The organism is uncultured Mucilaginibacter sp. (assembly GCF_937859865.1).
GTDB lineage: Bacteria > Bacteroidota > Bacteroidia > Sphingobacteriales > Sphingobacteriaceae > Mucilaginibacter_A.
In genome coordinates this window covers 1-26,811 of the sequence record NZ_CALMAT010000023.1, presented here as the reverse complement: position 1 = coordinate 26,811, position 26,811 = coordinate 1, and the positions used below count along the sequence as shown (strand labels likewise).

The 26,811-nt window shown below is 39.9% G+C and carries 33 protein-coding genes and 1 tRNA gene; 16 read left to right on the top strand and 18 right to left on the bottom strand.

Annotated elements, in window-relative coordinates; translation table 11 throughout:
• Positions 1 to 28 precede the first annotated feature (28 nt).
• On the top strand, positions 29 to 397 hold the full coding sequence (locus Q0192_RS03060) for an SPW repeat protein (protein ID WP_299285907.1): 369 nt from the start codon (positions 29 to 31) through the stop codon (positions 395 to 397).
• A gap of 256 nt (positions 398 to 653) precedes the next feature.
• Here Q0192_RS03060 and Q0192_RS03055 read toward each other — a convergent pair whose 3' ends face one another.
• Positions 654 to 1,484, bottom strand: a complete 831-nt coding sequence (locus tag Q0192_RS03055; protein WP_299285904.1) for a Cof-type HAD-IIB family hydrolase — start codon at positions 1,482 to 1,484, stop codon at positions 654 to 656.
• Between the two features lie 204 nt (positions 1,485 to 1,688).
• Between Q0192_RS03055 and Q0192_RS03050 the strand changes: the two genes are divergently transcribed.
• The gene (locus Q0192_RS03050) at positions 1,689 to 2,228 is read left to right on the top strand and encodes a pyridoxamine 5'-phosphate oxidase family protein (protein ID WP_299285901.1); all 540 of its coding nucleotides are present in this window, start codon (positions 1,689 to 1,691) and stop codon (positions 2,226 to 2,228) included.
• 163 nt (positions 2,229 to 2,391) lie between these two features.
• Here Q0192_RS03050 and Q0192_RS03045 read toward each other — a convergent pair whose 3' ends face one another.
• Positions 2,392 to 3,396, bottom strand: coding sequence for a family 43 glycosylhydrolase (locus tag Q0192_RS03045; protein WP_299285898.1), 1,005 nt, complete (start codon positions 3,394 to 3,396; stop codon positions 2,392 to 2,394).
• Positions 3,397 to 3,539: 143 nt separating this feature from the next.
• Here Q0192_RS03045 and Q0192_RS03040 point away from each other — a divergent pair, with 143 nt between their 5' ends.
• The 6 genes from Q0192_RS03040 to Q0192_RS03015 all read left to right on the top strand — a co-directional run bounded on the left by Q0192_RS03040 (position 3,540) and on the right by Q0192_RS03015 (position 9,486).
• The gene (locus tag Q0192_RS03040; RefSeq protein ID WP_299285895.1) at positions 3,540 to 4,358 is read left to right on the top strand and encodes a phytanoyl-CoA dioxygenase family protein; all 819 of its coding nucleotides are present in this window, start codon (positions 3,540 to 3,542) and stop codon (positions 4,356 to 4,358) included.
• 2 nt (positions 4,359 to 4,360) lie between these two features.
• Positions 4,361 to 5,479 carry an alcohol dehydrogenase catalytic domain-containing protein gene (locus Q0192_RS03035; protein WP_299285893.1) on the top strand — a complete coding sequence of 373 codons (1,119 nt, stop codon included), beginning with the start codon at positions 4,361 to 4,363 and terminating at the stop codon, positions 5,477 to 5,479.
• 187 nt (positions 5,480 to 5,666) lie between these two features.
• On the top strand, positions 5,667 to 6,470 hold the full coding sequence (locus tag Q0192_RS03030) for an alpha/beta hydrolase-fold protein (protein WP_299285891.1): 804 nt from the start codon (positions 5,667 to 5,669) through the stop codon (positions 6,468 to 6,470).
• 138 nt (positions 6,471 to 6,608) lie between these two features.
• A complete protein-coding gene (locus Q0192_RS03025) occupies positions 6,609 to 7,709 on the top strand; it encodes a glycoside hydrolase family 2 TIM barrel-domain containing protein (RefSeq protein WP_299285889.1) in 1,101 nt (366 codons plus the stop codon).
• A gap of 8 nt (positions 7,710 to 7,717) precedes the next feature.
• Positions 7,718 to 7,849 carry a hypothetical protein gene (locus Q0192_RS03020; RefSeq protein ID WP_299285886.1) on the top strand — a complete coding sequence of 44 codons (132 nt, stop codon included), beginning with the start codon at positions 7,718 to 7,720 and terminating at the stop codon, positions 7,847 to 7,849.
• Positions 7,850 to 7,929: 80 nt separating this feature from the next.
• Positions 7,930 to 9,486: a glycoside hydrolase 43 family protein gene (locus Q0192_RS03015; protein WP_299285883.1), complete on the top strand. Its 1,557-nt coding sequence runs from the start codon at positions 7,930 to 7,932 to the stop codon at positions 9,484 to 9,486.
• A gap of 109 nt (positions 9,487 to 9,595) precedes the next feature.
• Here Q0192_RS03015 and Q0192_RS03010 read toward each other — a convergent pair.
• Positions 9,596 to 9,668 (bottom strand) — tRNA-Phe (locus Q0192_RS03010).
• 298 nt (positions 9,669 to 9,966) lie between these two features.
• Between Q0192_RS03010 and Q0192_RS03005 the strand changes: the two genes are divergently transcribed.
• Positions 9,967 to 10,452, top strand: a complete 486-nt coding sequence (locus Q0192_RS03005; RefSeq protein ID WP_299285880.1) for an ABC transporter ATPase — start codon at positions 9,967 to 9,969, stop codon at positions 10,450 to 10,452.
• A 29-nt stretch (positions 10,453 to 10,481) separates the two neighbouring features.
• Here the strand turns inward: Q0192_RS03005 and mtgA are convergent, their stop codons facing one another.
• The 10 genes from mtgA to Q0192_RS02955 all read right to left on the bottom strand — a co-directional run bounded on the left by mtgA (position 10,482) and on the right by Q0192_RS02955 (position 17,734).
• The gene (mtgA, locus tag Q0192_RS03000; RefSeq protein ID WP_299285877.1) at positions 10,482 to 11,159 is read right to left on the bottom strand and encodes a monofunctional biosynthetic peptidoglycan transglycosylase; all 678 of its coding nucleotides are present in this window, start codon (positions 11,157 to 11,159) and stop codon (positions 10,482 to 10,484) included.
• A gap of 139 nt (positions 11,160 to 11,298) precedes the next feature.
• Complete coding sequence (gene rplI, locus Q0192_RS02995; RefSeq protein WP_299285874.1) at positions 11,299 to 11,742, bottom strand: 50S ribosomal protein L9; 444 nt, start codon at positions 11,740 to 11,742, stop codon at positions 11,299 to 11,301.
• An 11-nt stretch (positions 11,743 to 11,753) separates the two neighbouring features.
• Positions 11,754 to 12,017, bottom strand: coding sequence for a 30S ribosomal protein S18 (rpsR, locus tag Q0192_RS02990; protein ID WP_157566583.1), 264 nt, complete (start codon positions 12,015 to 12,017; stop codon positions 11,754 to 11,756).
• Positions 12,017 to 12,385 carry a 30S ribosomal protein S6 gene (rpsF, locus tag Q0192_RS02985; protein WP_299285865.1) on the bottom strand — a complete coding sequence of 123 codons (369 nt, stop codon included), beginning with the start codon at positions 12,383 to 12,385 and terminating at the stop codon, positions 12,017 to 12,019. The genes rpsR and rpsF overlap by 1 nt, the downstream gene beginning before the upstream one ends.
• A 64-nt stretch (positions 12,386 to 12,449) precedes the next feature.
• On the bottom strand, positions 12,450 to 13,055 hold the full coding sequence (locus Q0192_RS02980) for an HAD-IB family hydrolase (protein ID WP_299285862.1): 606 nt from the start codon (positions 13,053 to 13,055) through the stop codon (positions 12,450 to 12,452).
• Positions 13,042 to 14,505: a hypothetical protein gene (locus tag Q0192_RS02975; protein ID WP_299285859.1), complete on the bottom strand. Its 1,464-nt coding sequence runs from the start codon at positions 14,503 to 14,505 to the stop codon at positions 13,042 to 13,044. Before Q0192_RS02975 ends, Q0192_RS02980 begins: the two co-directional genes overlap by 14 nt.
• Positions 14,502 to 15,374: a UbiA prenyltransferase family protein gene (locus Q0192_RS02970; protein WP_299285856.1), complete on the bottom strand. Its 873-nt coding sequence runs from the start codon at positions 15,372 to 15,374 to the stop codon at positions 14,502 to 14,504. The genes Q0192_RS02975 and Q0192_RS02970 overlap by 4 nt, the downstream gene beginning before the upstream one ends.
• 92 nt (positions 15,375 to 15,466) lie before the next feature.
• Positions 15,467 to 16,384: a family 43 glycosylhydrolase gene (locus Q0192_RS02965; protein ID WP_299285852.1), complete on the bottom strand. Its 918-nt coding sequence runs from the start codon at positions 16,382 to 16,384 to the stop codon at positions 15,467 to 15,469.
• Between the two features lie 67 nt (positions 16,385 to 16,451).
• Entirely contained in the window at positions 16,452 to 17,054 is a 603-nt protein-coding gene (locus Q0192_RS02960; protein ID WP_299285848.1) for a Uma2 family endonuclease, read from the bottom strand.
• A gap of 98 nt (positions 17,055 to 17,152) precedes the next feature.
• Positions 17,153 to 17,734, bottom strand: coding sequence for a Uma2 family endonuclease (locus tag Q0192_RS02955; RefSeq protein WP_299285845.1), 582 nt, complete (start codon positions 17,732 to 17,734; stop codon positions 17,153 to 17,155).
• A 117-nt stretch (positions 17,735 to 17,851) separates the two neighbouring features.
• Here Q0192_RS02955 and Q0192_RS02950 point away from each other — a divergent pair, with 117 nt between their 5' ends.
• Entirely contained in the window at positions 17,852 to 19,711 is a 1,860-nt protein-coding gene (locus Q0192_RS02950; protein ID WP_299285842.1) for a DNA polymerase III subunit gamma/tau, read from the top strand.
• On the opposite strand, the gene Q0192_RS02945 is transcribed toward Q0192_RS02950, so the two are convergent.
• Positions 19,712 to 20,200, bottom strand: coding sequence for a hypothetical protein (locus tag Q0192_RS02945; protein ID WP_299285839.1), 489 nt, complete (start codon positions 20,198 to 20,200; stop codon positions 19,712 to 19,714). It lies immediately after the preceding gene.
• A gap of 154 nt (positions 20,201 to 20,354) precedes the next feature.
• Between Q0192_RS02945 and Q0192_RS02940 the strand changes: the two genes are divergently transcribed.
• The 6 genes from Q0192_RS02940 to Q0192_RS02915 all read left to right on the top strand — a co-directional run bounded on the left by Q0192_RS02940 (position 20,355) and on the right by Q0192_RS02915 (position 23,719).
• Positions 20,355 to 21,587, top strand: a complete 1,233-nt coding sequence (locus Q0192_RS02940) for an NADP-dependent isocitrate dehydrogenase (protein WP_299285836.1) — start codon at positions 20,355 to 20,357, stop codon at positions 21,585 to 21,587.
• An 87-nt stretch (positions 21,588 to 21,674) separates the two neighbouring features.
• Positions 21,675 to 21,890, top strand: a complete 216-nt coding sequence (locus tag Q0192_RS02935) for a type II toxin-antitoxin system HicB family antitoxin (RefSeq protein ID WP_299285833.1) — start codon at positions 21,675 to 21,677, stop codon at positions 21,888 to 21,890.
• Positions 21,890 to 22,078 (top strand): type II toxin-antitoxin system HicA family toxin, encoded by a 189-nt coding sequence (locus Q0192_RS02930; protein ID WP_299285830.1) that lies wholly within the window; start codon positions 21,890 to 21,892, stop codon positions 22,076 to 22,078. Before Q0192_RS02935 ends, Q0192_RS02930 begins: the two co-directional genes overlap by 1 nt.
• 29 nt (positions 22,079 to 22,107) lie before the next feature.
• Positions 22,108 to 22,398 carry a nucleotidyltransferase family protein gene (locus Q0192_RS02925; protein ID WP_299285827.1) on the top strand — a complete coding sequence of 97 codons (291 nt, stop codon included), beginning with the start codon at positions 22,108 to 22,110 and terminating at the stop codon, positions 22,396 to 22,398.
• Positions 22,399 to 22,420: 22 nt separating this feature from the next.
• Positions 22,421 to 22,735, top strand: coding sequence for a DUF86 domain-containing protein (locus Q0192_RS02920; RefSeq protein WP_299285824.1), 315 nt, complete (start codon positions 22,421 to 22,423; stop codon positions 22,733 to 22,735).
• 3 nt (positions 22,736 to 22,738) lie between these two features.
• Positions 22,739 to 23,719 (top strand): type I phosphomannose isomerase catalytic subunit, encoded by a 981-nt coding sequence (locus Q0192_RS02915; RefSeq protein WP_299285822.1) that lies wholly within the window; start codon positions 22,739 to 22,741, stop codon positions 23,717 to 23,719.
• A 71-nt stretch (positions 23,720 to 23,790) separates the two neighbouring features.
• On the opposite strand, the gene Q0192_RS02910 is transcribed toward Q0192_RS02915, so the two are convergent.
• From Q0192_RS02910 to panB, 4 genes are all read right to left on the bottom strand, one after another.
• A complete protein-coding gene (locus Q0192_RS02910) occupies positions 23,791 to 24,684 on the bottom strand; it encodes a DUF2231 domain-containing protein (protein ID WP_299285819.1) in 894 nt (297 codons plus the stop codon).
• Positions 24,685 to 24,715: 31 nt separating this feature from the next.
• Positions 24,716 to 25,015: a DUF6582 domain-containing protein gene (locus Q0192_RS02905; protein WP_299285816.1), complete on the bottom strand. Its 300-nt coding sequence runs from the start codon at positions 25,013 to 25,015 to the stop codon at positions 24,716 to 24,718.
• 230 nt (positions 25,016 to 25,245) lie between these two features.
• Positions 25,246 to 25,968 (bottom strand): RluA family pseudouridine synthase, encoded by a 723-nt coding sequence (locus tag Q0192_RS02900; protein ID WP_299285813.1) that lies wholly within the window; start codon positions 25,966 to 25,968, stop codon positions 25,246 to 25,248.
• 133 nt (positions 25,969 to 26,101) lie between these two features.
• Positions 26,102 to 26,811 (bottom strand): 3-methyl-2-oxobutanoate hydroxymethyltransferase (gene panB, locus Q0192_RS02895; protein WP_299285810.1); only part of this gene is annotated, 710 nt, incomplete at its 5' end.

Below are 26,811 nucleotides of genomic sequence, written 5' to 3'. Positions count from 1 at the left end.
TAAAAAAACTACTTAAAAGGAAGAAAAAATGCGTTTTATTTCAACAAAAGTCCACGGAATGCTGGACTACATTATGGGTTTAATCATCATTGCTTCGCCTTGGCTTTTTGGCTTTGCAGACGGAACAGCGGCACAATGGGTGCCGGTTGTGGTAGGTCTTGTTTTGCTGCTCTCATCGTTGATGACCAATTATGAGTATTCGATAGCAAAAATGATTTCAATGCCAACACACTTGGGCTTGGATGTATTGGCCGGGATTTTCCTGATTGCTTCGCCATGGCTTTTTGGTTTTGCAGGCCGCATTAGCACGCCGCACATTGTGTTCGGTATTTTAGAAATTGGTGCCGGCTTAATGACAAAAACCACACCTGGCACACGCACATCAGTTGCTATTTAACTTTAGTTGCGAGGAAAGGCAAATGCTTTTGTTATCGTATTAAAATGAACATCAGGCCAACCTTTAGGGTTTGATTAAAAACCAACAGACCGGAACTGTTTTCTATAAGTGCTTCGGTTATTAATCAGCTTGTACCTTTTAAAAATGGGTACAAGCTTTTTTTTATAAAAAAAGTATTTGTAATTCCATTCAATCAATTTAAAATTGAACACTGGAAAAAATAGTGGTAAAAACAGTATCAGCAAAAACATTAAATTTATTCCAGGTTGAAAAATTCTGCCAAATATTCAGCCACGCCGTGTTCAATATTAGGTTTCGTGATTGCATGGGCAACGTCTTTAAGTTCTTGCACACCGTTGCCAACTGCAATCCCAAACTTTGCTTCTTGTAGCAGTTCCAAATCATTATAGCCATCACCAAAAGCCATTACATTTTCCCAACCGATACCCGCAAATTGTGGCAATTGGTTTAATAGTGTTGTTAAACCTTGGCTTTTATTGGTTGGCGGCGTTATCTCCAAATAAACATCTTTTGACCGCCAAACAGCCAATTCTGCCTCGGCGCGCAATTCTTTTTCAATCAAATCCAGCAGTTCCGCTTTTCCCATAACCATTACTTTGTGCGCGCCGTTTGCCACAAATGCAGCCAAAGCTTCCGCAGAAAAATCAGTCAACAAACCATCAGGACGAACGCGCGTGTTGTTGGTTTCCCTTTCAGCATAAAAATCTATGGCAGAAGCCAGCCAGGTATTATTTTGGAAAATGCTGATGTGAAGGTTGTGCAACTGCGCCATTTTTAGCATTGCCTGTACTTTTTCTCCGGCAATGGTAACGGAGGAAATTACTTTTTCAGGGCCAAAAGCTGCACCGGAAGAAAGCGTTAAAGCGCCGTTATAGCAAATCAAAGGCTGGTTTTCGATGTTCAAAGTTTGCTGGATGTGCCACAATGCTTTCGGCATCCGGGAAGATGCCAGTACAATTGGGATGCTTTTGTTTAACTGTTTAAACATTTGGATGGTCCGTTCGTCCACTGCCCTCTCCTTGTTCAAAAGCGTACCGTCTATGTCTGTGCAAATTAGTTTTACCATTGTTTTTAGGTTGAAAGATGGGCAACCGGGCTAAAACTATAAACTATTTTGAGAAAAACAGAAGTGCAAATGCAGCATCGTGATTTTAGGCTGATTTTGTTGTCGCGCTTTCCGGTCTTTTTACCAGATAATGCGGTGTAATGCTTTTTTTACCACACAAAAATTAATCCTTTAAGTTATTGTTCAAAATCAAGAAACTTAATTATGGATAGTATCAATCAACAGCAGCCGGAAGACAATTTGAAGGATTTGCAAGGCAGCGACGCCGCACAGAAAATGAAAGCCCTGGCCGAACGTGCCGACACATGCTTTTTTTGCTCGAACATTAAAACCGGGCTTCCGTTTTCAACCCGGCCAATGTCTGTTTTAAAAGTAGACGATGCCGGGAACTTTTGGTTTTTAAGTTCAAACGACAGCAATAAAAACCAAGAAGTAAGCCACGACCCTTTTGTACAGTTATTGTTTCAAGGTTCTTCTTTTTCCGGTTTTTTAAATGTTTATGGCATTGCCGAAGTAAGCACCGACAAAGCAAAGATCAAAGAACTTTGGAAGCCAATTTTGAAAACCTGGTTTACCGAAGGCGAAGACGACCCGCGCATTACGGTTATCAAAGTTGACCCGACAGACGGTTATTATTGGGACAACAAACACGGCAATGCCATCGCTTTTATCAAGCAGGCCGCCGGAGCCGTAATTGGCAAAACCATTGATGATTCTATCGAAGGCAAACTGGAAGTAGAATAAAAAAATAGGGATAAAAGAAGCATGTATTTTTTAGTTATGCTTTTAATTTGAACATATTCTTTAGATTGTAGAAAGCCTGTTTTCTTTGCGAAAACAGGCTTTCTACTTGTGATAAAAACCACCTTAAATTGGATTCTTTTATCGTTTTAAAAATTTAAAGTTGCTACTGTTTGTTTAAAATATACGGCCCGTTTTTATCCCAGCCAATTTTTAAATTGGATAAAAAATAGGTTTTGCCCTGGTCATTGTTTCCCTGATAAAACAAGTAAGTATTGCCGTTGTCGTTTTCAAAAATACAAGGATGGCCGGATTCGCTGCTGTTCCAAGTCCCTGGTTTTCCATTGGCCAAAAAAGGCTTGTTTGACAATCTTTTCCAGGTAATGCCATCTGTACTTTCGGCCACGCCAATTTGTTGCGGCGCGTTGTTATAACTTCCTGCATAAAACATGTACAATTTATTATTTCGTTTGATGACCGTTGCACCTTCAATACATTTGCCTTCCCAGGCTAAGGTTGGTTTTAAAATGGATGAATCAGCAGCTTGTTGCCAGGTATCACGGCTAAAATCTGTACTTGCAGGCGCAGTGGCTACACCTTGCTGCTGGGTAACGCCACTGCTGTCACGAGTGGCATAATAAAGAAAGTATTGGTTTTTGAAAAAGTAAACCTCCGCATCAATTGCCCTGCCGTTGGTCCAGTTTCCTGCTGCCGGATGAAAAATTGGGTTACTGTTGTCGCGGATAAAATGGATGCCATCAACAGATACAGCATGGCAAATGGCATCTTTTGGCCCGTTGCCATAAGTTTGGTAAAACAAATGTATTTTACCGTTTTTTACCAATGCGCCTGGCGCACAAAGCCCTTTTTGTTCATAAGCAGCTTCTGGTTTTAGCTCTCCTATTTTTGTCCAGTTGTATAAATCTTTGCTTTCGGCAATGCCAATGTTCCAGCCCAGCATACCGTTGCTCTTATCATTGCCCATCTTGCGCGAATAATACATCAAATATCGCCCTTTAAACTTAACCACAATGGGGTCTTTGGCCAGCGGAATGCCGGTTGTGGTACTATCACTAAAATACATGCGTGGTTTGTTTTGCCCGTATGCAGTACTGATTAGCAGCAGCGCTAAGGCAATTAACCCAAATGGTTTAGCAAAAAAGGCTTTCATCTTTAATTTATATTTTTCTAAAATTAAAACTTCAAAAATTATAAATGAAGATTAAGCACAGATAAAATATTTTATACCTTTAATGCAGCCAAAATAAATGTTCAATTAACACTTAAAAAAAGACACCCCTAAAAACCAAGCTTATGTTAGACCTCAAACTTCCGGAATTAACGGATTACAAACCGTTAACAGATGCACAAATTGCAGGATTTCGCAAAAATGGCCACGTTTTAATTCCAAATATACTTGACAAAGACGAGGTAGCTGCATACCGCGATGTCATCAACGAAGCAGCCAACAAACACAACACCGAAAAGCGAAAGCTGGAAGAACGCGACACGTATGGCAAAGCTTTTTTGCAGATCATGAATTTATGGGAAGTTGATCAGCAGGTTAAAAAATTTACGCTGGCCAAACGAATGGGCAAAATTGCTGCCGATTTACTCGGGGTAGAAAATGTGCGCATTTACCACGACCAGGCTTTGTACAAAGAACCGGGCGGCGGGTTTACGCCTTGGCACCAAGACCAATATTACTGGCCGGTAGATACCAACAACACGGTAACGATGTGGATGCCTTTGATTGATATTACCAATGAAATGGGCATGCTCACCTTTGCTTCCGGTTCGCATCAGGCTGGTTTTGTGGAGAATGTTGCTATTTCTGATGAATCGGAAACGATGCTGGAACGCTATATTAAAGAAAAAGGCTTTGCGCTTGAACAACCTGCCGCCATGCAAGCCGGAGATGCTTCCTGGCACTACGGCTGGACGCTGCATTCGGCCCCGGGAAACCTGTCAAAAGATACCGTACGGGAAGTAATGACGGTTATTTATATTGCCGATGGCGCCCACGTAACTCCGCCTCAAAACAAACACCAGGAAAATGACCGCCAGCGCTGGCTGTGCGGCTTGGAGCCCGGCGAATTGGTGGCATCCAAACTAAACCCTTTGGTTTTATAAACATGGCCATTTTTTGTAAAGCTGCCATTACCGATGGCGACGGAAGCCTGCTGATAGACGAAATTGAAGTAGCCGCGCCTGCTGAAGATGAAGTGCTTGTTCAAATCAAAGCAGCAGGATTATGCCATACCGATTATGATTCGCTGAGCTGGAAAAAGCAATTGGTACTGGGCCACGAAGGTGCTGGTATTGTGGTGCAGACCGGTAACCTCGTAAAAAATGTAAAAGAAGGCGACTCTGTTATTTTAAACTGGGCCACACCTTGCGGCCATTGTTTTCAATGCCTGGAAGGAAACCAAAATATTTGCGAAAACAATTCGCCGGTAGTTGCCGGAGGAAACGGTTATACGCCGGGCCATGCTGTTTTTAGCAGTACAAAATGGAAAGGGAAACCCATCCTCCGCTCCTTTAATTTAGGCACATTATCGCAATATGCGTTAGTTAAATCATTGGCCGTCGTACGCAACACTTCTAAAAATATGCCTTTTGATGCTGCCAGTATCATTAGCTGCGGTGTGATGACAGGTTACGGATCGGTGGTAAACGCAGCTAAAGTTCAGGCCGGTTCATCTGTCGTTGTGCTGGGTGCCGGAGGGGTTGGCCTGAACGTGATCCAGGCGGCAAAGATTTCCGGTGCTGCCCGCATTGTTGCTGTTGATATTAACGAAAGCAAGTCGGACATGGCTTATCAGTTTGGCGCTACTGATTTTGTTGTTGCCGATAAACAAGATACCGGCCTTTTGCTGGCGGCCAAGCAAGTAAAAGAATTATTAGGCGGAAGAGGTGCTGATTATGCTTTCGAATGTACCGCAATTCCACAATTAGGCGCGGCACCTTTGGCCATGGTCCGCAATGCAGGAACAGCGGTGCAGGTAAGTGGCATCGAACAGGAAATTACAATTGATATGCGGCTTTTTGAATGGGATAAAATTTATATGAACCCTTTGTATGGAAAATGCCGGCCCGAAGTTGATTTCCCCAAGATTATAAACCAATATGACCAAGGCAATTTATTGTTAAAAGAAATGATCACTCGAACGTATGAATTAAAAGATATTAAAACCGCTTTTGATGATCTGATAAAAGGCCGAAATGCAAAAGGCGTTATCGTGTTTCCCTGAATTTGTTATCAAAGCTGTTTGTGTTTTTAACCTTGATATTCCTTAAAAACCTAATTTGTTAGATGCTTCTTTTATCCCCTAAAAATCATTAAGCTGCTTTGTTTTTTTAAAAACGAAATTGTAACACCAATTTTTTAGTGCTAAAAGAAGCATCTAAATATGCAGAAGCTAAACCTTAAACAAGTTCATGAATAAATTCAGGACAGTTGAAATTTCCGACCCTCGTTTTGAAAACAATCACCTCAGGTTCATCACCGTAAAAAGCGATAACCTGAAAGGCAGGGGCGATATTTGCGTATTTGTACCGCCCGGCCTTGATCCGGCAAAATCCTATCCGGTCGTTATTTTGCTTCATGGCGTTTATGGAAGTGCCTGGAGTTGGGCACAGAAAACTGGTGTGCATCTTCAAGCCTTAAAAATGATGGCAAACGGCGAACTTCCCGCTATGGTTATTGCCATGCCGTCTGATGGGCTTTGGGGAGACGGGTCAGCGTATCTTTCGCACAACAATAAGGATTTTGAAAAATGGATTGCCGAAGATGTGCCGAATATTTTGCAGCAGTATATTGACGGCGTTACGGCAGATTCCCCTTTTTTTATTTCAGGTTTATCCATGGGTGGTTTTGGCGCTTTAAGGATCGGTGCAAAATACCACCATAAATTTCGGGCGATTTCCGGGCATTCTTCCATCACCAACTTGCAGCAGATGAAGCTTTTTGTTGAAGAGGATTTAACCCACTACAAACAAAAAGATGCCGCAGATGAAGACGTTTTTGAAACGATTTTCCGACATCGTGAAAATCTTCCGCCCGTCTATTTTGATTGCGGCAATGAAGATTTGTTGATTGATGACAACCGCGATCTGCACTTTAAATTAGATCAGGCAAAGATCAAACATATTTATAAAGAATATACCGGCGGCCATGAATGGGCGTATTGGGAAAAACATATCAAAAACTCTTTATTGTTTTTTGCTGAAAATTTAAAATGAGGTTCCAATTTTATAGGGATAAAAGAAGCATCGGCATAAATTTATATACAAACAGAAACAGCTTCTTAAAAGATAAAATTTCAACAGCATATAACCAAAAACCAAATCTATAAAACAGTTAAACCAAACTTCTTTATTATGAAAAAAATCTTCTTAGGGATAAGCCTATTCCTGTTGTTTCAATCGGCCCACGTTTCCGCACAACAAAAAGATGAACGCTGGCCCGAACAAAAAATCAAGGAATGGTACAACAAACAGCCCTGGTATTGCGGTTTTAATTACATCCCTGCTTATGCCATTAATTACACCGCTATGTGGGACAAAACTACTTTTGATCCCGCAGCAATTGATAAAGAGTTGGATCTGGCAGAAAAATCGGGCTTGAACAGTTTGCGGTCAGTATTGCAGTTTGCGGTTTATGAAGACGACCCGGCATATTTTCTAAAAACCTTGGATACTTTTCTAGCCATTTGCGACAAACACAAAATTAAATTTATGCCTGCCCTTTTTGATGATTGTGTGTTCGGATTGGAACACGATCCTAAAGTTGGCAAACAACCCGAACCGGTAAAAGGCTGGTACGCCTGGGCCTGGTCGCCAAGCCCCGGCCATAGCATGGTGATTGATTCTACCACGCACCCGCGGCTGGAAAAATATGTGAAAGCGGTAATGGGCCGTTTTAAAAATGATCCGCGTATTTTTATTTGGGATTTGTACAACGAACCTACCAACGGCGGGTTAGGCACCACTACTTTGCCTTTGCTTAAAAAAGTTATCCGCTGGGCGCACGAAGTCCATCCTTCGCAACCGGTAACAATTGATATTTGGAACAAAAACAAAGAACTGAATGAGATTGCAGTTGCAGGTTCTGACATCATCTCTTTCCATAATTATGGAAACAAAGATGATTTGATCAGGAACATCGCCGAACTTAAAGTTTATAACCGCCCTTTGATCAATACCGAATGGATGAACCGGCCGAACAAATCTATTATCCAGGATAACCTTGCTGTTTTTTATGATGAAAAGATTGGCTGTTTGTTGTGGGGATTGGTGAACGGAAAAACGCAAACCGATCTTCCCTGGGGCCACCGTCCCGGAGACCCTGTTCCAAAAGTTTGGCAGCATGATCTGTTTCACGGAGATTTTTCTCCTTACGATCAAAAGGAAATTGATTTGTTATCCAACGATATTTCCAAATCAAAAACCAAAGCTTACTTGCAACAGCATTTGCAATAAACAATTGGATGTTTTCATTCTTAAAAACTTACAAAATTGCCGATGCTTCTTTTATCGGTATAAAATTGGTGTTGACATTTTCAACCCAAAACGTTACTGATTTTATGCCGATAAAAGAAGCATCGGTAATGAAAGAATAGAATCTAAACTTGTATCAAACTTAAGTTTTTAAAGAATGCCGTTTTACTGTAGCTTGCTATAACAAACTTAATTTTCACTTATGAATATTTATAAGTTAACAGCAAAAGTTTTGTCTGCTGTAATTATCTTGTTCATCACCAGTTTATCTTATCCTGCTTTTGCACAAACTGCGGACAACGGTAATGGCACTTACACCAATCCAATTATTTGGGCTGATTTTCCGGACAATGATGTCATCCGCGTTGGCGATACTTATTATATGGTTAGCACCACCATGAATTTTTTTCCGGGCGTGCCGGTGATGCAATCCAAAGATTTGGTAAACTGGCAATACCTAAGCAATGCCGTAGAACGGATGCCTGGGTTTCCTGCTTATAATATGCAAGGGGCGACGCGTTATTCGCATGGCCAGTGGGCAAGCAGCATCCGCTACCACAACGGACAGTTTTACATACTTTTTGTAACATTGGATGAAGGCGGTTTTTTATGCACGGCAAAAAATGCTGCCGGCCCTTGGAAATTAAACAAACTGCCCAAAGCTTATTATGATGCCGGTTTATTTTTTGATGACAACAACAAAATTTATATCGTACATGGCTATTCAAAACTAAACTTAACGGAAGTTAATCCTGATCTGTCGCCCAAATCAAAAGATACCATAATTTTTGAAGGCAAACAGCGTGGCGGTTTGGAAGGCAGCCACGTTTATAAAATCAACGGTTATTATTATTTGTATTGCACCTACGGTGGCGGCGACGGTTACCAGGTTGCCATGCGTTCTAAAAATATTTATGGCCCTTACGAAGAAAAAGTAGTGTTGAAAGATGACATGGGCTTCCGAAAAAAAGGTGTGCACCAGGGCGCTTTGATTCAAACCCAAACCGGCGAATGGTGGTCGGTGATATTTCAGGACCGGGATGCCATCGGAAGAGTTCCTACTTTACAACCCGTTACCTGGACGGATGGTTGGCCGATGCTGGGCGTAAACGGTAAAGCGGTAACTACTTATAAAAAACCAAACGTGGGCAAAAGCTGGCCTGCTACCGTTTTGCCAACTTCTGATGAATTTGACCAGCCAAAATTAGGCTTGCAATGGGCCTGGAACCATAACCCGAACGACAGTTTTTGGTCACTTAGCGAACGAAAAGGATATTTACGGCTAAAAACAGCAACCGTAACCAACAAGCTAACTTTGGCCCGAAACATGTTGACCCAACGTCCTTTCGGCCCTGCCTCAACCAGCACTGCAGAATTTGAGGTTAGCCACATGCACGAAGGCGATGTGGCAGGTTTGGCTTTATTTCAAGATCCTTATGCTTATATCGCGGTTGAAGTTAAAGACGGTAAAAAACGTTTGGTAATGGTGGACAATGGCAAAGAATTAACTGCCGTAGAAAACTGGACGGCAAACAAAATTTATTTTCAGGCAAAAGCAGATTTCATTACCGATAATGCTACTTTTTTTTACAGCACTGATAATATCAATTTCAAACCTTTGGGGAATACTTTTGCCATGAAGTTTAACTTATCTGTTTTTACCGGCAACAAGTTTTGTTTGTTTAATTATGCAACAAAAGCATTAGGCGGTTTTGTGGATGTAAATTGGTTTAGGATGCAAGTTGCCAAAAGAATCTAAAGATCAAAAGGATGGTTTATTCTAAAAATTTAGAAATATTTATTGGAATAAAAATAAAAAATCCTGTAATTGATATCAATTACAGGATTTTAAAAAGTTTGATGATTTGTGGTACCAGCTGGAATCGAACCAGCGACACAAGGATTTTCAGTCCTTTGCTCTACCAACTGAGCTATGGTACCCCCTGGTTGGGGTTGCAAATGTAACGTGTTTTTTTACTTTTGAAAATTTTTTTTCAATTTATTTAAAACTGCACTTGCTGCATATCCTGCTTTGTAGTAAAGCAACGCTCATTATCAATTCAATACAACCTCTATACTGATTTTTAGGGCATAAAAACAGCATGTAAAGTTTGTGTTTTTATCGTTGCAAACTTTTGTTTTTTAAGCTTGATTTAAAAAAACCTATGCGGCCTATACCAGCTTTTAAGATTTTACCTAAAAATGCAATTCCTAATCAGCCTTTAACTATTTTTGCAATATGGAATTTTCACCTGCTTCAAAAGTTTGGGTTTATCAAGCCAACCGGGAATTGTCTGAAATAGAAACCGCTCAATTACAACCTCAACTCGATCAGTTTGCCAGCAGTTGGACGGCGCACAATCAACAACTAAAAGCTGCTGCCCAATTGGTTTATAACCGTTTTATTGTTTTGATAGTTGATGAAAGCCAGGCCGGCGCAAGTGGTTGTTCAATAGATAAATCGGTTCGGTTTATGCAGGATGTGGAACAAGAATTTGGCATCAACTTGTTTGACCGGTTTAATACGGCTTACCTAAAAGGCGACAAAATACAATCCGCCACACGCGAAGAATTGGAAGAATTGCTGCGGACAGGGAAAATCACAGGCGAAACAATTGTGTTTAACAATTTGATAAACAACTTACAGGATTTTGAAACGAAGTGGCAGGTTGCGTTAAAAAATAGTTGGCATGCAAGGGTTTTCGGTAGTTTGATTCGGGCTTAAAATAACAACACCGATACTTCTTTTATCCCCTAAAAATCCAACGGCCCCAACCTTCGCATGTTTTTCATGATTAAGTAACTACGGTGCCTGATGTATTGCGTTGGTTTTACCGGCGACCATTTAAGCGGGTTTGGCCAAACCCCAACGATTAAAGCAGACTGTTGCTTGTTCAATTCTGAAGCATGGCGTTTAAAATAAGTTTCGGAAGCAGCTTCAATTCCATAAATCCCATCGCCCATTTCAATCACGTTTAAATAAACTTCCATGATCCGTTCTTTGCTCCATAAAGCTTCGATCAACATCGTAAAATAAGCTTCAAAAGCTTTACGGATGTACGAACGGCCGGGCCACAAAAAAACATTTTTAGCCGTTTGTTGCGAAATAGTGCTTCCGCCAATCAATTTATTGCTATGCTGGTTTTTATCAATGGCACGTTCAATTGCCCGTAAATCAAAGCCGTGATGTTCTAAAAACAACTGGTCTTCAGATGCGACGGCTGCTTTTTTGATGTTGATGGACATATCATCAAACGAAACCCAGTCTTTATCTATCTTCCAGTTCTTCCCTGCTGCTTTCCGTTCAAAACCACGTTCGATCATCAGTAATGTTACCGGCGGGTTGATAAAACGCAGCAACAGCACCCACAAAATGGTAACGCCGAAGAAACCAATCAATATTAATTTGAGGAGGTATTTGAACAGGCGCATTTCACAAAGCCAAATATAAATAAGAAAGGTGCCCGAATAACCGGACACCTTTTATTGGTCATACTAATTTTTATGTGCTAAAAGAAGCATCGGTTGGAAAAACTTTCTGTCTTTCGGACTTTTTTGACTTCCCGATTTCTTACTCAGCAACAACCGTAAACGGAACTTTCACTTTTACTTCTTTGTGCAAGTTTAAATTGGCAACATAATCGCCAACAAACTTAGGATCGCTGTCAAAAGTAATTTTGCGGCGGTCAACATCAAAGCCTTGTTTTTTCAAAGCATCTGAAACCTGGATGGTATTGATGGCACCAAAAATTTTACCGCTTTCGCCGGCTTTTGCACCGATGGTAAGCGTTACGCCTTCCAAACGGGCTGCAATGGCGTCTGCATCTTTGCGTATTTTATCTTGTTTAAAAGCAGCTTGTTTCAGGTTTTCGGCCAAAACTTTGCGTGCAGATTCGGTTGCCATACTTGCAAACCCTTTCGGAATCAAATAATTGCGACCGTATCCTGGCTTTACATTTACTACATCATCTTTCTCGCCGAGGTTCTTGATGTCTTGTTTTAAAATAACTTCCATTTCGTGTCCTCCTATTTTAACGAGTCTGCAACGTAAGGCAACAAACCAATATGGCGTGCGCGTTTAACAGCTTGTGCCACTTTGCGCTGAAATTTTAAAGAAGTTCCGGTTAAACGGCGTGGCAACAATTTACCCTGATCGTTGATGAACTTCATTAAAAAGTTAGCGTCTTTGTAATCAATGTACTTGATGCCGTTCTTTTTAAAACGGCAATATTTTTTACGGTTGTCCTCTACTTTAGGGGCGGTAACGTATTTAATCTGATCGTTTGCCATTATCTTGCTACGGCCTCCTCTGCTTTTGGTTTGCGCTGGTTAAAAGCACCGCTGCGTTTTTTCTCGTTGTAAGCGATGGCATGTTTATCCAGAGAAATAGTTAAAAAACGAAGCACGCGCTCATCACGTCGGAACTCAGTTTCCAGTTTGTTAATTAGTTCACCCGGGGCCTTGTATTCAGTTAGGTGATAGTAACCTGTACTCTTTTTTTGTACAGGGTACGCTAATTTTCTCAAACCCCAATTATCCTCCTGGATAATTTCGGCTCCGTTATCTGTCAAAATTTTAGTGAATTTGGCAATGGCCTCTTTCGCTACATCTACAGATAACAACGGGGTAAGAACGATTACTGTTTCGTACTGTTGCATTCTTTGCTGTTGGTATTTAATGATTTACCCGCCAAAAGCGGAGCGCAAATGTAGAAAGAAAAATTTACTTTTTAAAGAAGCAATAAAACTTTTCTGTAGCCAAGTCCAGCATTTGCAAATCGCCTTTGCTATCGCCGTAAGCATAGATTTTAGTGTAGGAATTTAAGTTGGGGAAAGCACTTTTGATCCTGTTAACTTTCTCTTCGCCATAACAATTGCGGGTTGCAAATTTGCCAGTAATCAAATTATCCTCCACTTGTATTTGTGTTGAAATTAATTGGATTTGATTGGATTGTGCAAACTTTTGTAATATCAGATCAAAGTTGGCACTAACCAAACAAACCTGATGCATACTGTTTTTATGCCAGTTAATTCGGTCTAAAGCATCTTTTTTGATTCTTTTGTGAAGATAGGATTGATAATACTTCTCAACTGAGTTATTGAAACTATCCAAACTTTCATCTTTAAACAATTTGCTAAAAATCCTTTGTTTGGCTTGTTTGTTGTTTAAAACTTTGCCAAGATATAAAGTAAAATCAGGGATTGCATGGATAATTTTTAAAACCGACAAACCATTTTTTAACCGAAAAAAAGTAAAGTCCCAAAAAATATCGCGGTTGGTTATCGTTCCGTCAAAATCAAAAAAAGCAATGGCTTTACTTTCGTTCATAAATAGCAGTTTGAAACCAGGGATAAGTATTGCCTAAAGGAATCTTCCCCAACTTTGGATGTTTGTTGATAAAGTTGTTTTTGATTAATTTATAATCTTTTAATGTTGGCGGTTCAGTTGCACCAGAATACAATTGTTGCACCATCAAATATTGGATAGAAGTATCCGTTTGGTTTAAAGTGATATTTTTATAATGATCCAAACAATAAGGCCATAACGAAAAGGTAATGCCTACTTTTTTGCCTTTGTTTGTTTGCGCCGCAACTTTCAAAAATTCAGTCCTGAAATTGTTATAAGTGATTTTACTATCATCTTGCGTGCCATAAAAAAGCAAGGTTCTGCGGATAAAACCAATCGAATTTACAAACAAGATAAACGCAATACCAATTGATGAAATTTTAAAAAGCATACTTCTTTTATCGCCCATAAATAGTTGTGTGATTATGACGAATAAAACAAAGAAAAAAACAGGCGATAAAACAAGCATGTTGTAATTCATCGGCATATCCCTGAAAGAAAAATAAGATACCAATATTGATAAAACTGCAAGTAAACCCAACGCAATTATCATTCTTTTTTTAACCAAATTACGTGCAACATAAATAATCGGAATTAGAAAATTAAAGATTAAAAACGGTGCATAAGTATAAGTGATGTAAAAGCTGACAAACGTTTTTAATGAGTTTGTGCTATAACGGTTTACAATTACATTTTTTGAATGTTGGCGTAAAGCTTGGATCAATTCTACAATATGATACGGATAAACAATTGTAAAAATGCCGGCAATAATGACAAAACCCAAAGCAGTTTGCAGGATAGGTTTTATTCTAAATTCGTTCCGGTAAAAAAGTAAACCGGCAGTTATCAATATCAAATAAAAAGTAGAAACCGGCGAGGTAATCATATTCAACGTTACCAAAATGCCATTGTTAAAATTACAAAACCGCTTGCTTCTGTAAACATTGTTCAGCAAAAAGCAGGAAATGAAGAACTTACACAAAACCTCGGGCCGGCCTTCCTGTACGCCATAAAAAGAAAACAACGCAAAAAGCCAAAGTATCACCCAAAAATATAAGGTAAAAGAAGCATGAACTTTTCTTTTGATGGTATAAACATAAACAGCCAACAGCAGTACAATCAAACTCATTAAATCTATAAAAGACTGGCTTACTTGCATGTTGTTGTAAAACTCGGGCATCAAACTATTGATTAAAGCAACAACACAAGGAAACAAAGGTGGATAAAAAAGAAAACGATGATGAATCGGATCAAGTCCCGCATCATACAAAGGATTAATTAACTGATGAAAATGATTGATAAAATAAGCCGTTGGCAAAAAGCAGGTTGAATCTTGTATAAAACCGGGATAACCATTAAAAGCAAAAGTGAAAGTGAAATAAGCATAAATTGCAACAATAATCAGGACGATTGCTATGAAAGATTTTTTCATTTGATGTAGATTAAAAAAGCAAAAGAAATCAACCAGCATAAAATGCTCAATTGTATAAAACGGTCGTTCACTAAAATTTTAACCGGAGAACCACTTGTCTTTTTTACAAAAGTTATTTGCAGGTAGCGCAATAATCCAAGTAAAACAAACAAGGTTGTAAAATAAGAATATTCGCCCAGCCTGTTCAAAATTTCGGGAGAAATGATGTACATGATGTAACAAACCAACATTACGCCCGTCAACATGGATAAAACAATTTGAAGAAATTCAATGCTATAACCATGAATGGACCGCCTCACTTGCTTGTCAGCATCTTTTAACATCAAATACAAATCGTCCATTCTTTTGGAAAGTGCCTGAAACATGGACAACAAAAAAACCATAATCATCAGCCATTTACTAACCAATATTCCGGTTGCCAGGCCGCCTGCAATTACGCGCAAATCAAAACCAATACTGATAATGGTTACATCAATCAGCGCAAAGTTTTTTAATTTGATAGAGTAAAATATGTTTAAAATATAATAAGCTAAAACAACAAGTAAAACCTGGTTGGAAATACCAAACCCAATCGCGACAGCAATTGCAAGTAAAATTGCAGCTAAAATGTAAGCTTCAGGTTTGGATATTTTTCCGGACGGGATTGGGCGATTTCTTTTAATTGGATGCTGCCGGTCGTAATCAATATCCATCAAATCGTTAAAGATATAAATGGAACTTGCGGCAAAACAAAAAGCAAAAAACACAGGTAAAGATTTTAAAAACTTGTCATGGTTTAATATTTCGCCCGAAAAAAACAGTGGCAGAAATATGTAAAAGTTTTTGACGTAATGCGAAACACGTAACAGCGGAAAGTACTTTTTTATCATAAATGAAAGTTCCGGTTTTTACGCAAGATGTTGATTTATGTTGAAAATAAAAACTGAATTAAGGCAAATAAATAAAAAGGTACAATCCAAGTTTAAATACTGGGCCAGCCTTGCTCATCATACCAAACACGTTCCATACACATTTTGCGTTTAAACTTGTTGGTTCCGGCAATAAAACGGTCTTGAGTATCCACGGCGTGATAAAAAATCCAATCATTGCCATCAGCATCTGTTAAAATACAATTTTGTCCGGGCGCATCCCATTGTTCGTTCGGTTTTAAAATAAGGTGGTCTCCGGGAATGGGTTGAAATTCTTTCTGCGGGTCATCAGACCAAAAAACGCTGATGGCGTAACCATTTTCGGCCCAGGTGTTATCGCCCGAAACCCACATTAAATAACGGTCAAATTTTGGCTGGTAAGTTATAAAAGCACCTTCACGCAAAGTTTCAAACTTTACACCCGGTTTTGCAAAAAGTACATCAATGGGTTTGCTAATGATCGAAAAGCCATCTTCGGCAACTTCCACCACACTAATCGGTTCGTGCGCCGAACCATAAAACAACAAATTCTTACCGGTTTTTGCATCGTAAAAGAAGCACGGGTCAATCATCCGGTAAGTGGAGCCTGGGATTTGTGCCAGCGGTTTTCCAATATCGCGGAAACCATGTGGTTCGTTGGAAATGGCCAAAGCCAGGCACATGCCGTCTTTGGTATCCGGTTCAGCGGCGTAATACAAGCGGTACTCTAAACCAACTTTTACCACTTGCGGCGCCCAAAATTTTTCACAGTTTTTTGCCCAAACCGGCGGTTCTACCAACGCTCCTTCTGGTTTTGCCCATTGGGTTAAATCTTTAGAATAACTTAACTGGATGTTATTGACCGTAGGCGAAGGCGCATCATGTGTGCCATAAGCGTAATAACCGTCGCCAGGAACATGGATTACGGAAGGGTCCGGAAAATCAGCATTAATAATTGGATTGGTATGGGTCTTTTGCTTTGATCCGTTCATCTATTGTTTTTGATTTTTAGTTTGAAACAACGCATACTGTTTTTATGTGCCTAAAAACAGTATGCAGTTAACTGCTTGTTCCACCCAACCGATCTGCAAAAACTTCATCTAAATTTAAAGCGAAACCTGGCAAAATTGAACTTGTAACTTCGTCGCCAAAAGTCAGTAAATTCGTGGGCATAAACTTTCCCGCTTCATCCAAAACATATTTAAAAAACGTTTTTTCCTGCGGATGGATGATCCAAAATTCCTTTACGCCCGCTTCTTCGTAAACTTCATATTTGTTTTTAAGTTCCTTTTTGTTGTTTCCGGGAGAAAGGATTTCCACAACAATATCAGGCGCACCGAGGCAACCGCGGTCATCAATTTTGCTTAAATCACAAATCACACAGATATCAGGTTGCAAAACTGTAATGATTTCTTTGTCTTTTTTAGATTTTAGGATTAAGCGAACATCAAAAGGTGCTGCGTAAACAGCGCAAGGTTTACCATACAAGTTATTGCCTAACGCCAAATTTACTTTATGTGATATCCGTTGATGGATTTCCGCAGGTGCCGGACTCATCGGAAATATTTTCCCTTTAATCAGTTCCAGCCGTTCATCAAAAGTCCATTTTAAATAATCGGCGTAGGTGTAGGTTTTATTAAGGTCGAGGTCAGAAAATTGCATAATTATAAATCTTTATTTTTCATAAACTATACTTCTCTATTACAATTTTAAGGTGATAAAAACAGTATTGAATAGATTAAGTACTTGTTTGGTTTATTTTAGTCAGCAAAAACTTCATCCAAGTTTAAAGTAAACTTTGGTAAAATTGAACTGGTAACTTCATCACCCAACGTTAATAATTTTGTGGATTGAAACTGTCCGTTTTCATCCAAGATATATTTTAAAAAGGTTTTGCCGTAAGGGTTTATAATCCAATATTCCTTTACGCCGGCTTCTTCATAAACCTCATACTTATTTTGCAGTTCCTTTTTGTTGTTACCTGGCGAAAGAATTTCCACAACAATATCAGGTGCACCAATACAACCACGATCATCAATGTTGTTCAAATCACAAATCACACAAATATCTGGCTGCAAAACTGTGGCAATTTCTTTATCTTTTTTAGATTTTCGCATCAAACGAACATCAAAAGGAGCTGAATAAACCCGGCAAGGTTTTCCTTTCAAATTATTGTACAGTTCATTTGCAACAACAGTTGATATCCGTTGATGAATTTCTGCCGGAGCCGGGCTCATCGGAAAGATTTTTCCTTTAATCAGTTCCAGCCGTTCATCAAAAGTCCATTTTAAATAATCGGCGTAGGTGTAGGTTTTATTAAGGTCGAGGTCAGAAAATTGCATAAGCTTTTGTGTTGCTTCCAAAAATACAAATAATCTTTGATGCTGTTTTTATGCCGGTAAAAACAGCATTGCAATCATTTCTTGCACAAACCCAAGCTTCTGTTTAACTTCGCCTTGATGGATAATTTTGTTGTTTCAGCCCGTAAATATCGCCCCGTTACGTTTGAAAGTGTTGTCGGCCAGCGCCATATCACCGGTACGCTCAAAAACGCGATCAAAAATAACCAGCTTGCCCAGGCATTTTTATTTTGCGGGCCGCGCGGCGTGGGCAAAACTACCTGCGCCCGTATCCTGGCCAAAACCATCAACTGCCAAAACTTGCAGCCGGATATAGAAGCTTGCGGCGTTTGCGATTCGTGCCGCGCTTTTCAAAACGGCAATTCTTTTAATGTACACGAACTGGATGCGGCTTCCAACAACTCGGTGGATGATATCCGCAATCTGATTGAGCAGGTGCGCATTCCGCCGCAATTTGGCCGTTACAAAGTTTACATTATTGATGAAGTGCATATGCTTTCGCAGGCGGCTTTTAACGCGTTTTTAAAAACGCTGGAAGAACCGCCGCCTTACGCCATTTTTATTTTGGCCACAACTGAAAAGCATAAAATTTTGCCAACTATTTTATCTCGCTGCCAGATTTTTGATTTCAACAGAATTCAGGTGGATGACATGACGCGCCACTTAGAATTTATCGCGCAAAAAGAGCAGATCAGTTACGAGGAAGACGGATTGCACATTATCGCCCAAAAAGCAGATGGCGGTTTGCGCGATGCTTTGTCCATGTTTGACCAGATCGTTAGTTTTTCGGGCGGAAAAGAAATCACTTATAAGTTGGTGATTGATAACCTGAACATCCTCGATTACGATTATTATTTTAGATTGACAGATTGCATTCTTGCAGAAAACACTTCGCAAAGCTTACTGATTTTGAACGAGATTTTGGCCAATGGTTTTGATGGTTATCATTTCATTTCGGGCTTGTCCAACCATTTCCGGAATTTGTTGGTCGGGAAAGATACGGCAACTTTAAAACTGCTGGAAGTGAGCGAAGGCATCCGCAAAAAGTACGAGCAGCAAGCGCAGCAAACTTCAGTTTCTTTTTTGGTTTCGGCTTTAAATTTGGCCAATCAATGCGATCTCAATTACAAGATCAGCAAAAATCAACGCTTGCAGGTAGAACTGGCTTTGATCAAAATGTGCCACATCAACGCTGCTTTTAACCTGGTAAAAGAAGCATCCAATTTAAGCCGCCCGGAAGAAACCCTTAAAAAAAAAACTGATGCTGTAATTTCTCCGCCACTGGCAAAAATTCAGGAAACGCTACCCGAAATAAAGCCAAAAGTTGTTGAAACGGTAACTGTTCCCGAAGCAAAAACAATTGCCCAACCGGAAGCAACCGAACCAAAACCTGTTGAAAAACCTGTTTCTAAATCTGAAGAAAATATACCGGTAAAAACAGTAGAGAAGCCAGCAGAAAAATCTACGTTGTTTATTCCAAACTTAAATGGCGCTTCCACTTCGGTTAAAATCCCTTCCTTAAAAGATCTGGCCAAAACGAGTTTGCAGGAAACAGTTGACGAAGACCCGTATTTGAAAGGGACAGATTTTGAAGATTTTGATCCCGAAACGTTTTTAAAAAAGTGGAATGAGTATGCCGCCAAAGCCAAAGCCGAAAACAAAAGCATGACGCTGCATACTGTTTTTACCCATCAAAAACCGGTGATGCTGAAACCGTATGTGTTTGAGTTGGTGCTGGAAAACAAAACGCAGGAAAATACTTTCAGGGAAGATAAACCGAACCTGATGAACTTTTTGCGTTCGGAACTGAAAAATTTTAACATTGAAATACAAACCCGGATTGAAGAACAATCCGGGTCGAGGAAACCATATTCGCCAGTCGAAAAGTTTCAGTACATGGTTAACAAAAACCCGGAACTGGCGGAATTGAAAAAGCGTTTTAACCTGGAGATTGACTGATTACTTAAACAACTGGTCATCGTTGTCGCCGGCATCCTTTTTTGGATAACCTTCGGCGTCAATGCCGCGATCGTTTTTTGGATAGCCTTCTTCGTCCAGGTCATCACGATCATCTTCCGGTGTACGGGCCAAAATTTCATCAATTGGGTCTAACTCAATGCTTTGTCCGGTGTCCACGTGCATTCCCAAATTGTCCAAACCGTCAACATCAGTCGCCAACGTTTCGTGCGGGATGTATTCGTCAACCGCTTCCGGGTTTGCTTCGTCATACGTCGAATTGAAATCTTCGCCGTTTGGTGCAGCGGTATTATACGGAAAATCGTGCTGATAATCCGGGTCTTCGCTTTTTACATCAATCTCATAACTGTTTTTTTCAGCATTATATAACAAATCGTCCGGGTCAGTCCTATCGCCCAAGTCGTCTTTTAATTTTTTGTCGCGGTCCAGGTTTTCGTCTGAACCAGGCAATAATGGATTTGGATTGCTCATGATTGTGTTTATTTTAGGGATAAAGAAAAAATCAGGCTATAAGTTTTAAGGTTTTACAGGGTTTGCATATTTTTCTGACAAAAACCACAACTGCCGTAATTGCAATTTTATATATTTGAAACGCTAAAAACAGCACTGCTTTTAAAAAACTTCTATGGCACAGAAAATTAAAGTGAACAATCCGGTTGTAGAACTGGATGGCGACGAGATGACCCGAATCATCTGGAAATTTATCAAAGACAAACTGATCCTTTCTTACCTGGATCTGGATATTCAATATTTTGATTTGGGCATTGAGTACCGTGATGAAACCAATGACCAAGTTACGATTGATGCAGCAAATGCGATCAAAGCTTGCGGCGTGGGCATCAAATGCGCAACCATTACTCCGGACGAAGCCCGTGTAGAAGAGTTTGGGTTGAAACAAATGTGGAAATCGCCAAACGGAACGATCCGTAATATTCTGGACGGAACCGTTTTCCGCGAACCAATTGTAATGAGCAATGTGCCACGTTTGGTTCCAAACTGGACCGCTCCTATCTGCATTGGCCGCCATGCTTTTGGCGATCAATACCGCGCAACCGATTTTGTTACCAAAGGAAAAGGCAAGTTAACCATCAAATTTACACCGGAAGATGGTGGCGAAGAGCAATCTTTTGAAGTGTATAATTTTAAAGGTGATGGCGTTGCTTTGGCCATGTACAATACGGATGAATCTATCCGTGGTTTTGCACATGCTTGTTTTAACCAGGCTTTGATGAAAGGCTGGCCTTTATATTTATCCACCAAAAATACCATTTTGAAAAAATACGATGGCCGTTTTAAAGATATTTTTGAAGAGATTTATCAGCAGGATTACAAAACCAAGTTTACAGAAGCCAGCATTACTTACGAGCATCGTTTAATTGATGACATGGTTGCTTCTGCTTTAAAATGGAACGGTAATTTTGTTTGGGCTTGTAAAAATTACGATGGTGATGTTCAATCTGATACCGTTGCGCAGGGTTTTGGTTCTTTAGGTTTGATGACTTCGACATTGGTTACGCCTGACGGAAAAACGATGGAAGCCGAAGCTGCCCATGGAACGGTTACACGCCACTACCGCGACCATCAGGCCGGAAAACCAACTTCAACCAACCCAATTGCTTCTATTTTTGCCTGGACGCGTGGTTTAGAGTTCCGCGGGATTTTAGACGGCAACCAGGAATTGATCAACTTTTGCAAAACCTTGGAAGAAGTTTGTATCGAAACCGTAGAAAGCGGCAAAATGACGAAAGACTTAGCCGTTTGTATCCACGGCAATAAAGTAGAACACGGTCGTGATTATTTATACACTGAAGAATTTTTAGAAGCGATTGACGAAAATCTGAAAGCAAAATTGGGTTAATCAACACTGATTTTTGATCGATAAAAGAAGCACGTTCTGTGAAAAGAAAGCGTGCTTCTTTATTAAAATACATTCTTACATTTGATTATGAAGTTTACAGCAATCATAGAAAAAGGCGAAAACGGCTGGTTTGTTGGTCAGGTAGAAGAAATACCGGCAGCATTGGCCCAGGGCAAAACAATTGAAGAAGTAAAAGAAAATTTGCTTGATGCTTTAAAATTGATTTTAGAAGTAAATAAAGAACTGACTAAAAAAGAATATATTGATAAATCAACTTTTGTTGAAGAACTCGAATTAAACTGATGAAGCGTTCTGCTTTGATCAAACATCTCCAAAAAAGTGGTTGTCAATTGCTTCGGGAAGGAACAAACCATGCGATCTATCAAAATCCTGCTAATCTAAAGCAAACATCTGTTGGCCGACACCAGGAATTAGATAATCAGCTTTGTAAAAAGATTTGCAAGCAATTAGAAATCCCCGTAATTTCTTAACTCAAAATTAGAAACACATATATTTGTTTATGGCCTATCTTGAAGAAGTACAATTTATCCTGCAACAGCTTAAACCAGAACTGACATCTAAATATGGTGTAAGTTCCTTAGGGCTTTTTGGTTCTATTGTCCGTGATGATTTTACAGATCAAAGCGATATTGATATTGTAGTAAGTTTTAGTAAGCCAATAGGATCAGATTTTATAACCCTTGCATATGAACTGGAAGAAAAATTAAATCGAAAAGTTGATTTAGTCTCAAGAAATGGAATCAAACCAAGGTATTATGAAGTAATTGAACCGGAAATATTATATGTCTAAAAGAAATTCTAAATTATTACTTATGGATATTTTAGAAAGTGCCGAAAGTATTGTTGATTATACTTCGTCTTATACTTATCAAGAATTTTTGAATGATAAGAAAACAATAGACGCGGTAATCAGGAACTTTGAAATTATTGGTGAAGCTTCTAATAAGCTTTCACAAAGTATCAAAAATTCGCTTCCAAATATAGAATGGGAAAAAATAAGAGGGTTTAGAAATAAACTTGTACACGAATACTTTGGAATTGATTATCAAATTATTTGGTACACGAAGAACGAATTATTGCCATCTTTAATTATTGCAATAAAAAACATACTAAAAACTATTGAATAAAATATGTCTCAATTGTATCCATTAAAATTTAAAACCATCTACAAAGATAAAATCTGGGGTGGCGAAAAAATAAAAACTGTTTTAGGAAAAGATTTTGCGCCGCTGCCTAACTGTGGCGAAACCTGGGAAGTTTCCGGTGTAAAAGGCGATATTTCTGTAGTTGTCGAAGGTGAGTTGGCAGGAAAAGCTTTGACAGATTTGCTGGAAGAATACCAAGGCGAACTGGCCGGAAACAAAGTTTTTGAAAAATTCGGAACCGAATTTCCATTACTTATAAAGTTTATTGATGCCAATGATGACCTTTCCATTCAAGTTCATCCAAACGATGAATTGGGCAAAAGACGCCATAATTCTTTCGGCAAAACCGAAATGTGGTATGTGTTGCAAGCTGATCCCGGCGCAACCTTAATTTCGGGTTTTAACCAGCAGGTTGATGAAAAGCTTTACTTGGAGAAGTTAAACAACGGCAAGCTTTCAGATATTCTAAACAAAGAAGAGGTAGAAAAAGGAGATATTTTCTTTTTACCGGCCGGCCGCGTCCATACGATTGGAAAAGGTTTGCTGATTGCAGAAATCCAGCAAACTTCGGATATTACTTATCGCATTTATGATTTTGACCGCGTTGATGACAAAGGCCAGAAACGCGAACTGCACACCGAAGAAGCTTTAGCCGCAATTGATTACAAAGTTTACCCGGAATACAAATCCAAGTATCCGCATAAAACCAACGAAGCTGTTGAGGCTGTAACTTGTCCGTATTTTACAACCAATGTTTTAGAATTTACAGATAACACAAACCGGGATTATACAACTTTGGATTCTTTTGTGATCCATGTTTGTGTTGATGGTGCTTATGATTTAATTGGCAACAATCAAAAGTTCCAAGTTAAAAGAGGCGATTGTATTTTAATCCCAAATGCAATTAAAAATATACAATTAAAAACCACAACAGGTTTTAAAGTATTGGAAACATTTGTTCCTTAACAAATTTTATATGATAAAAGAAGCATCCAATTGTAATGCTTCTTTTATCGGTATAAAATCCAAGTTAATATTTACTGCTTGTCGTTTTTAATTAAACGAACTTCAATTTGACCGTTGTTTATACGCGTTTCAAACTTTGGCTGCGGTTCTGTAGCCGGCCCGTCAATTACGCTTCCGTCTTTTAAGGAAAAAACGGAATGGTGCCAAGGGCAACGCACGCTGCAATCATCCAGCAAATCGCCATCGCAAAGCGGCCCGCCCAAATGCGAACAGGTATTGGCCAGCGCAAATATTTCCCCGTTTTTCTTAGCCAGCAATACCGAAATTTCGCCTGCCTGGCCGCGTTTCATCGAATTTTCTGTTAATTCCGCTTCCGGCAAAACAGCCACAAATTCTTTTGGATATTCTACCGAAATTGCGGTATGGTCAACGCCAACTTGTTCTGCATAAACTAAATGTCCGCCCAAGTAAGCCGAAGCGCTGGTAATTCCGTAGCCTACCATGGCCAAACCAATTGCCGTTGTTCTCGAACCTTCTTTTTTACGGAGATAATAAGAAGTGGCATAAATTGCTGTCGCACTAATGTTTAAAAGTCCGTGCATCAAACCAATGGCACGTTTTTTCTTGGTTGTTCCAGACCAGTCTGTCATCCCGGAAACCGCTGCACCTGCCGCTCCAAATAACCCGATTGCAATGGCTGCATCAGCACCGGCTTTGTACTTTTTATTGCCTGCCAGTTCCATTGCATCCAGTACAAACGCTGCCGTCCATGAACCAACCGGAACATCGGTAATAATTGGGTGAAGCGGATGGCCAAGCCAGGTTCCGTGTAAAAAATTTTTGATCTTTTGTCCGGCTTCTCCGCCTGCTTTAAAAGTATTGATAATGGCTGGTTGGATTTTATCGCCTGCTGCCTCAAGCCATTCCTGTTTGGCAATCGCATCCATTACGTCGTCTGCACTCATTCGTTTTTCTCCTTTTTTATTTAGTTTGTGTTTATTTCGATGGGTTTTTAGTATGCGGCTTTTTACCGAGTTCGTGCCAATCTTTTTCGTGTACTTCAATGTCATAATACTCGGCGGCTTTCCTGATGTTGGCAAAAGCCAAATCACGGTCCTCATCAGATACATCTTTTACTTGGTCAAAACGTGCCAAAGCATTTTTAACGTGCGAAGCATCAGTGATAGGTTCTTTGCGCTGTGCAGGAAAAGCGAAAACGCTGTCGGGCAAATCTTTTTTTTCTTTAGCGCCCAACTCTCCATGCGTGGTATCGGGTTTCCAGGTTGTTTTTGCCATTGTTTTTATGTTTTGATAATTTTAGAAGTTTTAGGGCGAAAGACTCTTCCTTTAGCTATAAATATTTACATCAGCAAAAACTAAAATAGGTTTTAGTTTTTCGTCTGTACAAACGCAATATGGTTAGCTAAACCAACAATAATTATGCGGATAATTATTAAGAAAGAAAGTATGCACATTGTTTGCATAGAAAGAAAATTGATACCGATGCTTCTTTTATGCCAATAAAATCAGTGTCCAAAAACTTCAAATTTTTCCCAAAAACCGTCTTTCGGCAGCGGAGCCAAAATATCTATTGGTTCTTTTTTTACCGGATGGATAAATTGCAAACGGCGCGCGTGCAAACAAATGCTTTTTTTCAAACTGCCACGCGGATAACCATATTTGTTATCACCAACTATCGGGCAACCCAAAGTAGAAAGCTGCACACGGATTTGATGCGGGCGGCCGGTTATCGGATCAATTTCGATCAAATAAAAACTGTTCAGTTCGCCAATTAACTGGTAATTCAATTCGGCGCGCTGGCTTCCGGCTACTTCTTTGTTGTGCGGTGTGGTTACGTTTTTTTGTTGGTTTTTTACCAGCCAATGCACCAAATTTCCACTTTCCGGAACCGGTTTATTGCGCACTACAGCCCAGTAAGTTTTGTGCATATCGCGGCTTTTAAACATTTCGTTCACCCGTTCTAAAGCTTTGCTGGTTTTGGCAAATAAGATAACGCCGCTTACCGGACGGTCTAAACGATGGGCAACGCCCAAAAAAGCGCCGTTTGGCTTATTGTACTTTTGGGCGATGTAGCGTTTCACCTTCTCGTCCAGCGGCTCGTCGCCGGTTTCATCAACCTGCACAATATCCCCAGCCCTTTTGTTGATGGCAATCAGGTGGTTGTCTTCATACAAAATATCTGTTGCGGTAATATCTGTTGGCGTTGGAATATATTGAGATTGGCGCATGATGATTTTTTAGTGATAAAAGAAGTATACGCTGTCATTTTGACCAGCGGGAGAAATTTTCTTCAAAGCAGCAGGATTTTGTTTGATGAAGATTCCTCCTATCGTCGGAATGACAGCAGGGCGAAAACTAAACTTAATACTGCTCCTTTTCTCCCGGAAAATCTTTCGACTTTACATCGTTAATATAAGCTTTTACAGCGCGGTTCATCTCGTCAAACAAGTTTGCATATTGCCGTAAAAACCTCGGTTTAAAACCTTTGTTCATACCCAACATATCGTGGATTACTAAAACCTGTCCGTCGCAATTGCCGCCGGCACCAATACCAATGGTTGGGATGGATAAACTTTCGGTTACTTCCTGCGCTAATTTAGCCGGGATTTTCTCCAAAACCACACCAAAACAACCCAGTTCCTGCAAAGCCAGCGCATCCGATTTTAACTTCAACGCTTCCGTTTCTTCTTTGGCACGAACGGTATAAGTCCCGAATTTATAAATGGATTGCGGCGTTAAACCCAAATGGCCCATCACCGGGATTCCCGCTGCCAAAATCCGCGTTACCGATTCGGCAATTTCCGTTCCGCCTTCCATTTTTACCGCGTGTGCTCCCGCTTCTTTCATAATCCGAATGGCCGAATTCAATGCTTCTTTAGAATTTCCCTGATAAGAACCGAAAGGCAAATCCACCACCACCAGCGCTTTTTTTGCTGCGCGGACAACAGAAGAAGCATGATAGATCATCTGGTCCAGCGTGATGGGCAGCGTAGTTTCATGCCCGGCCATCACGTTAGAAGCCGAATCGCCAACCAGCATCACATCAATTCCGGCATCTTCCACAATCGTTG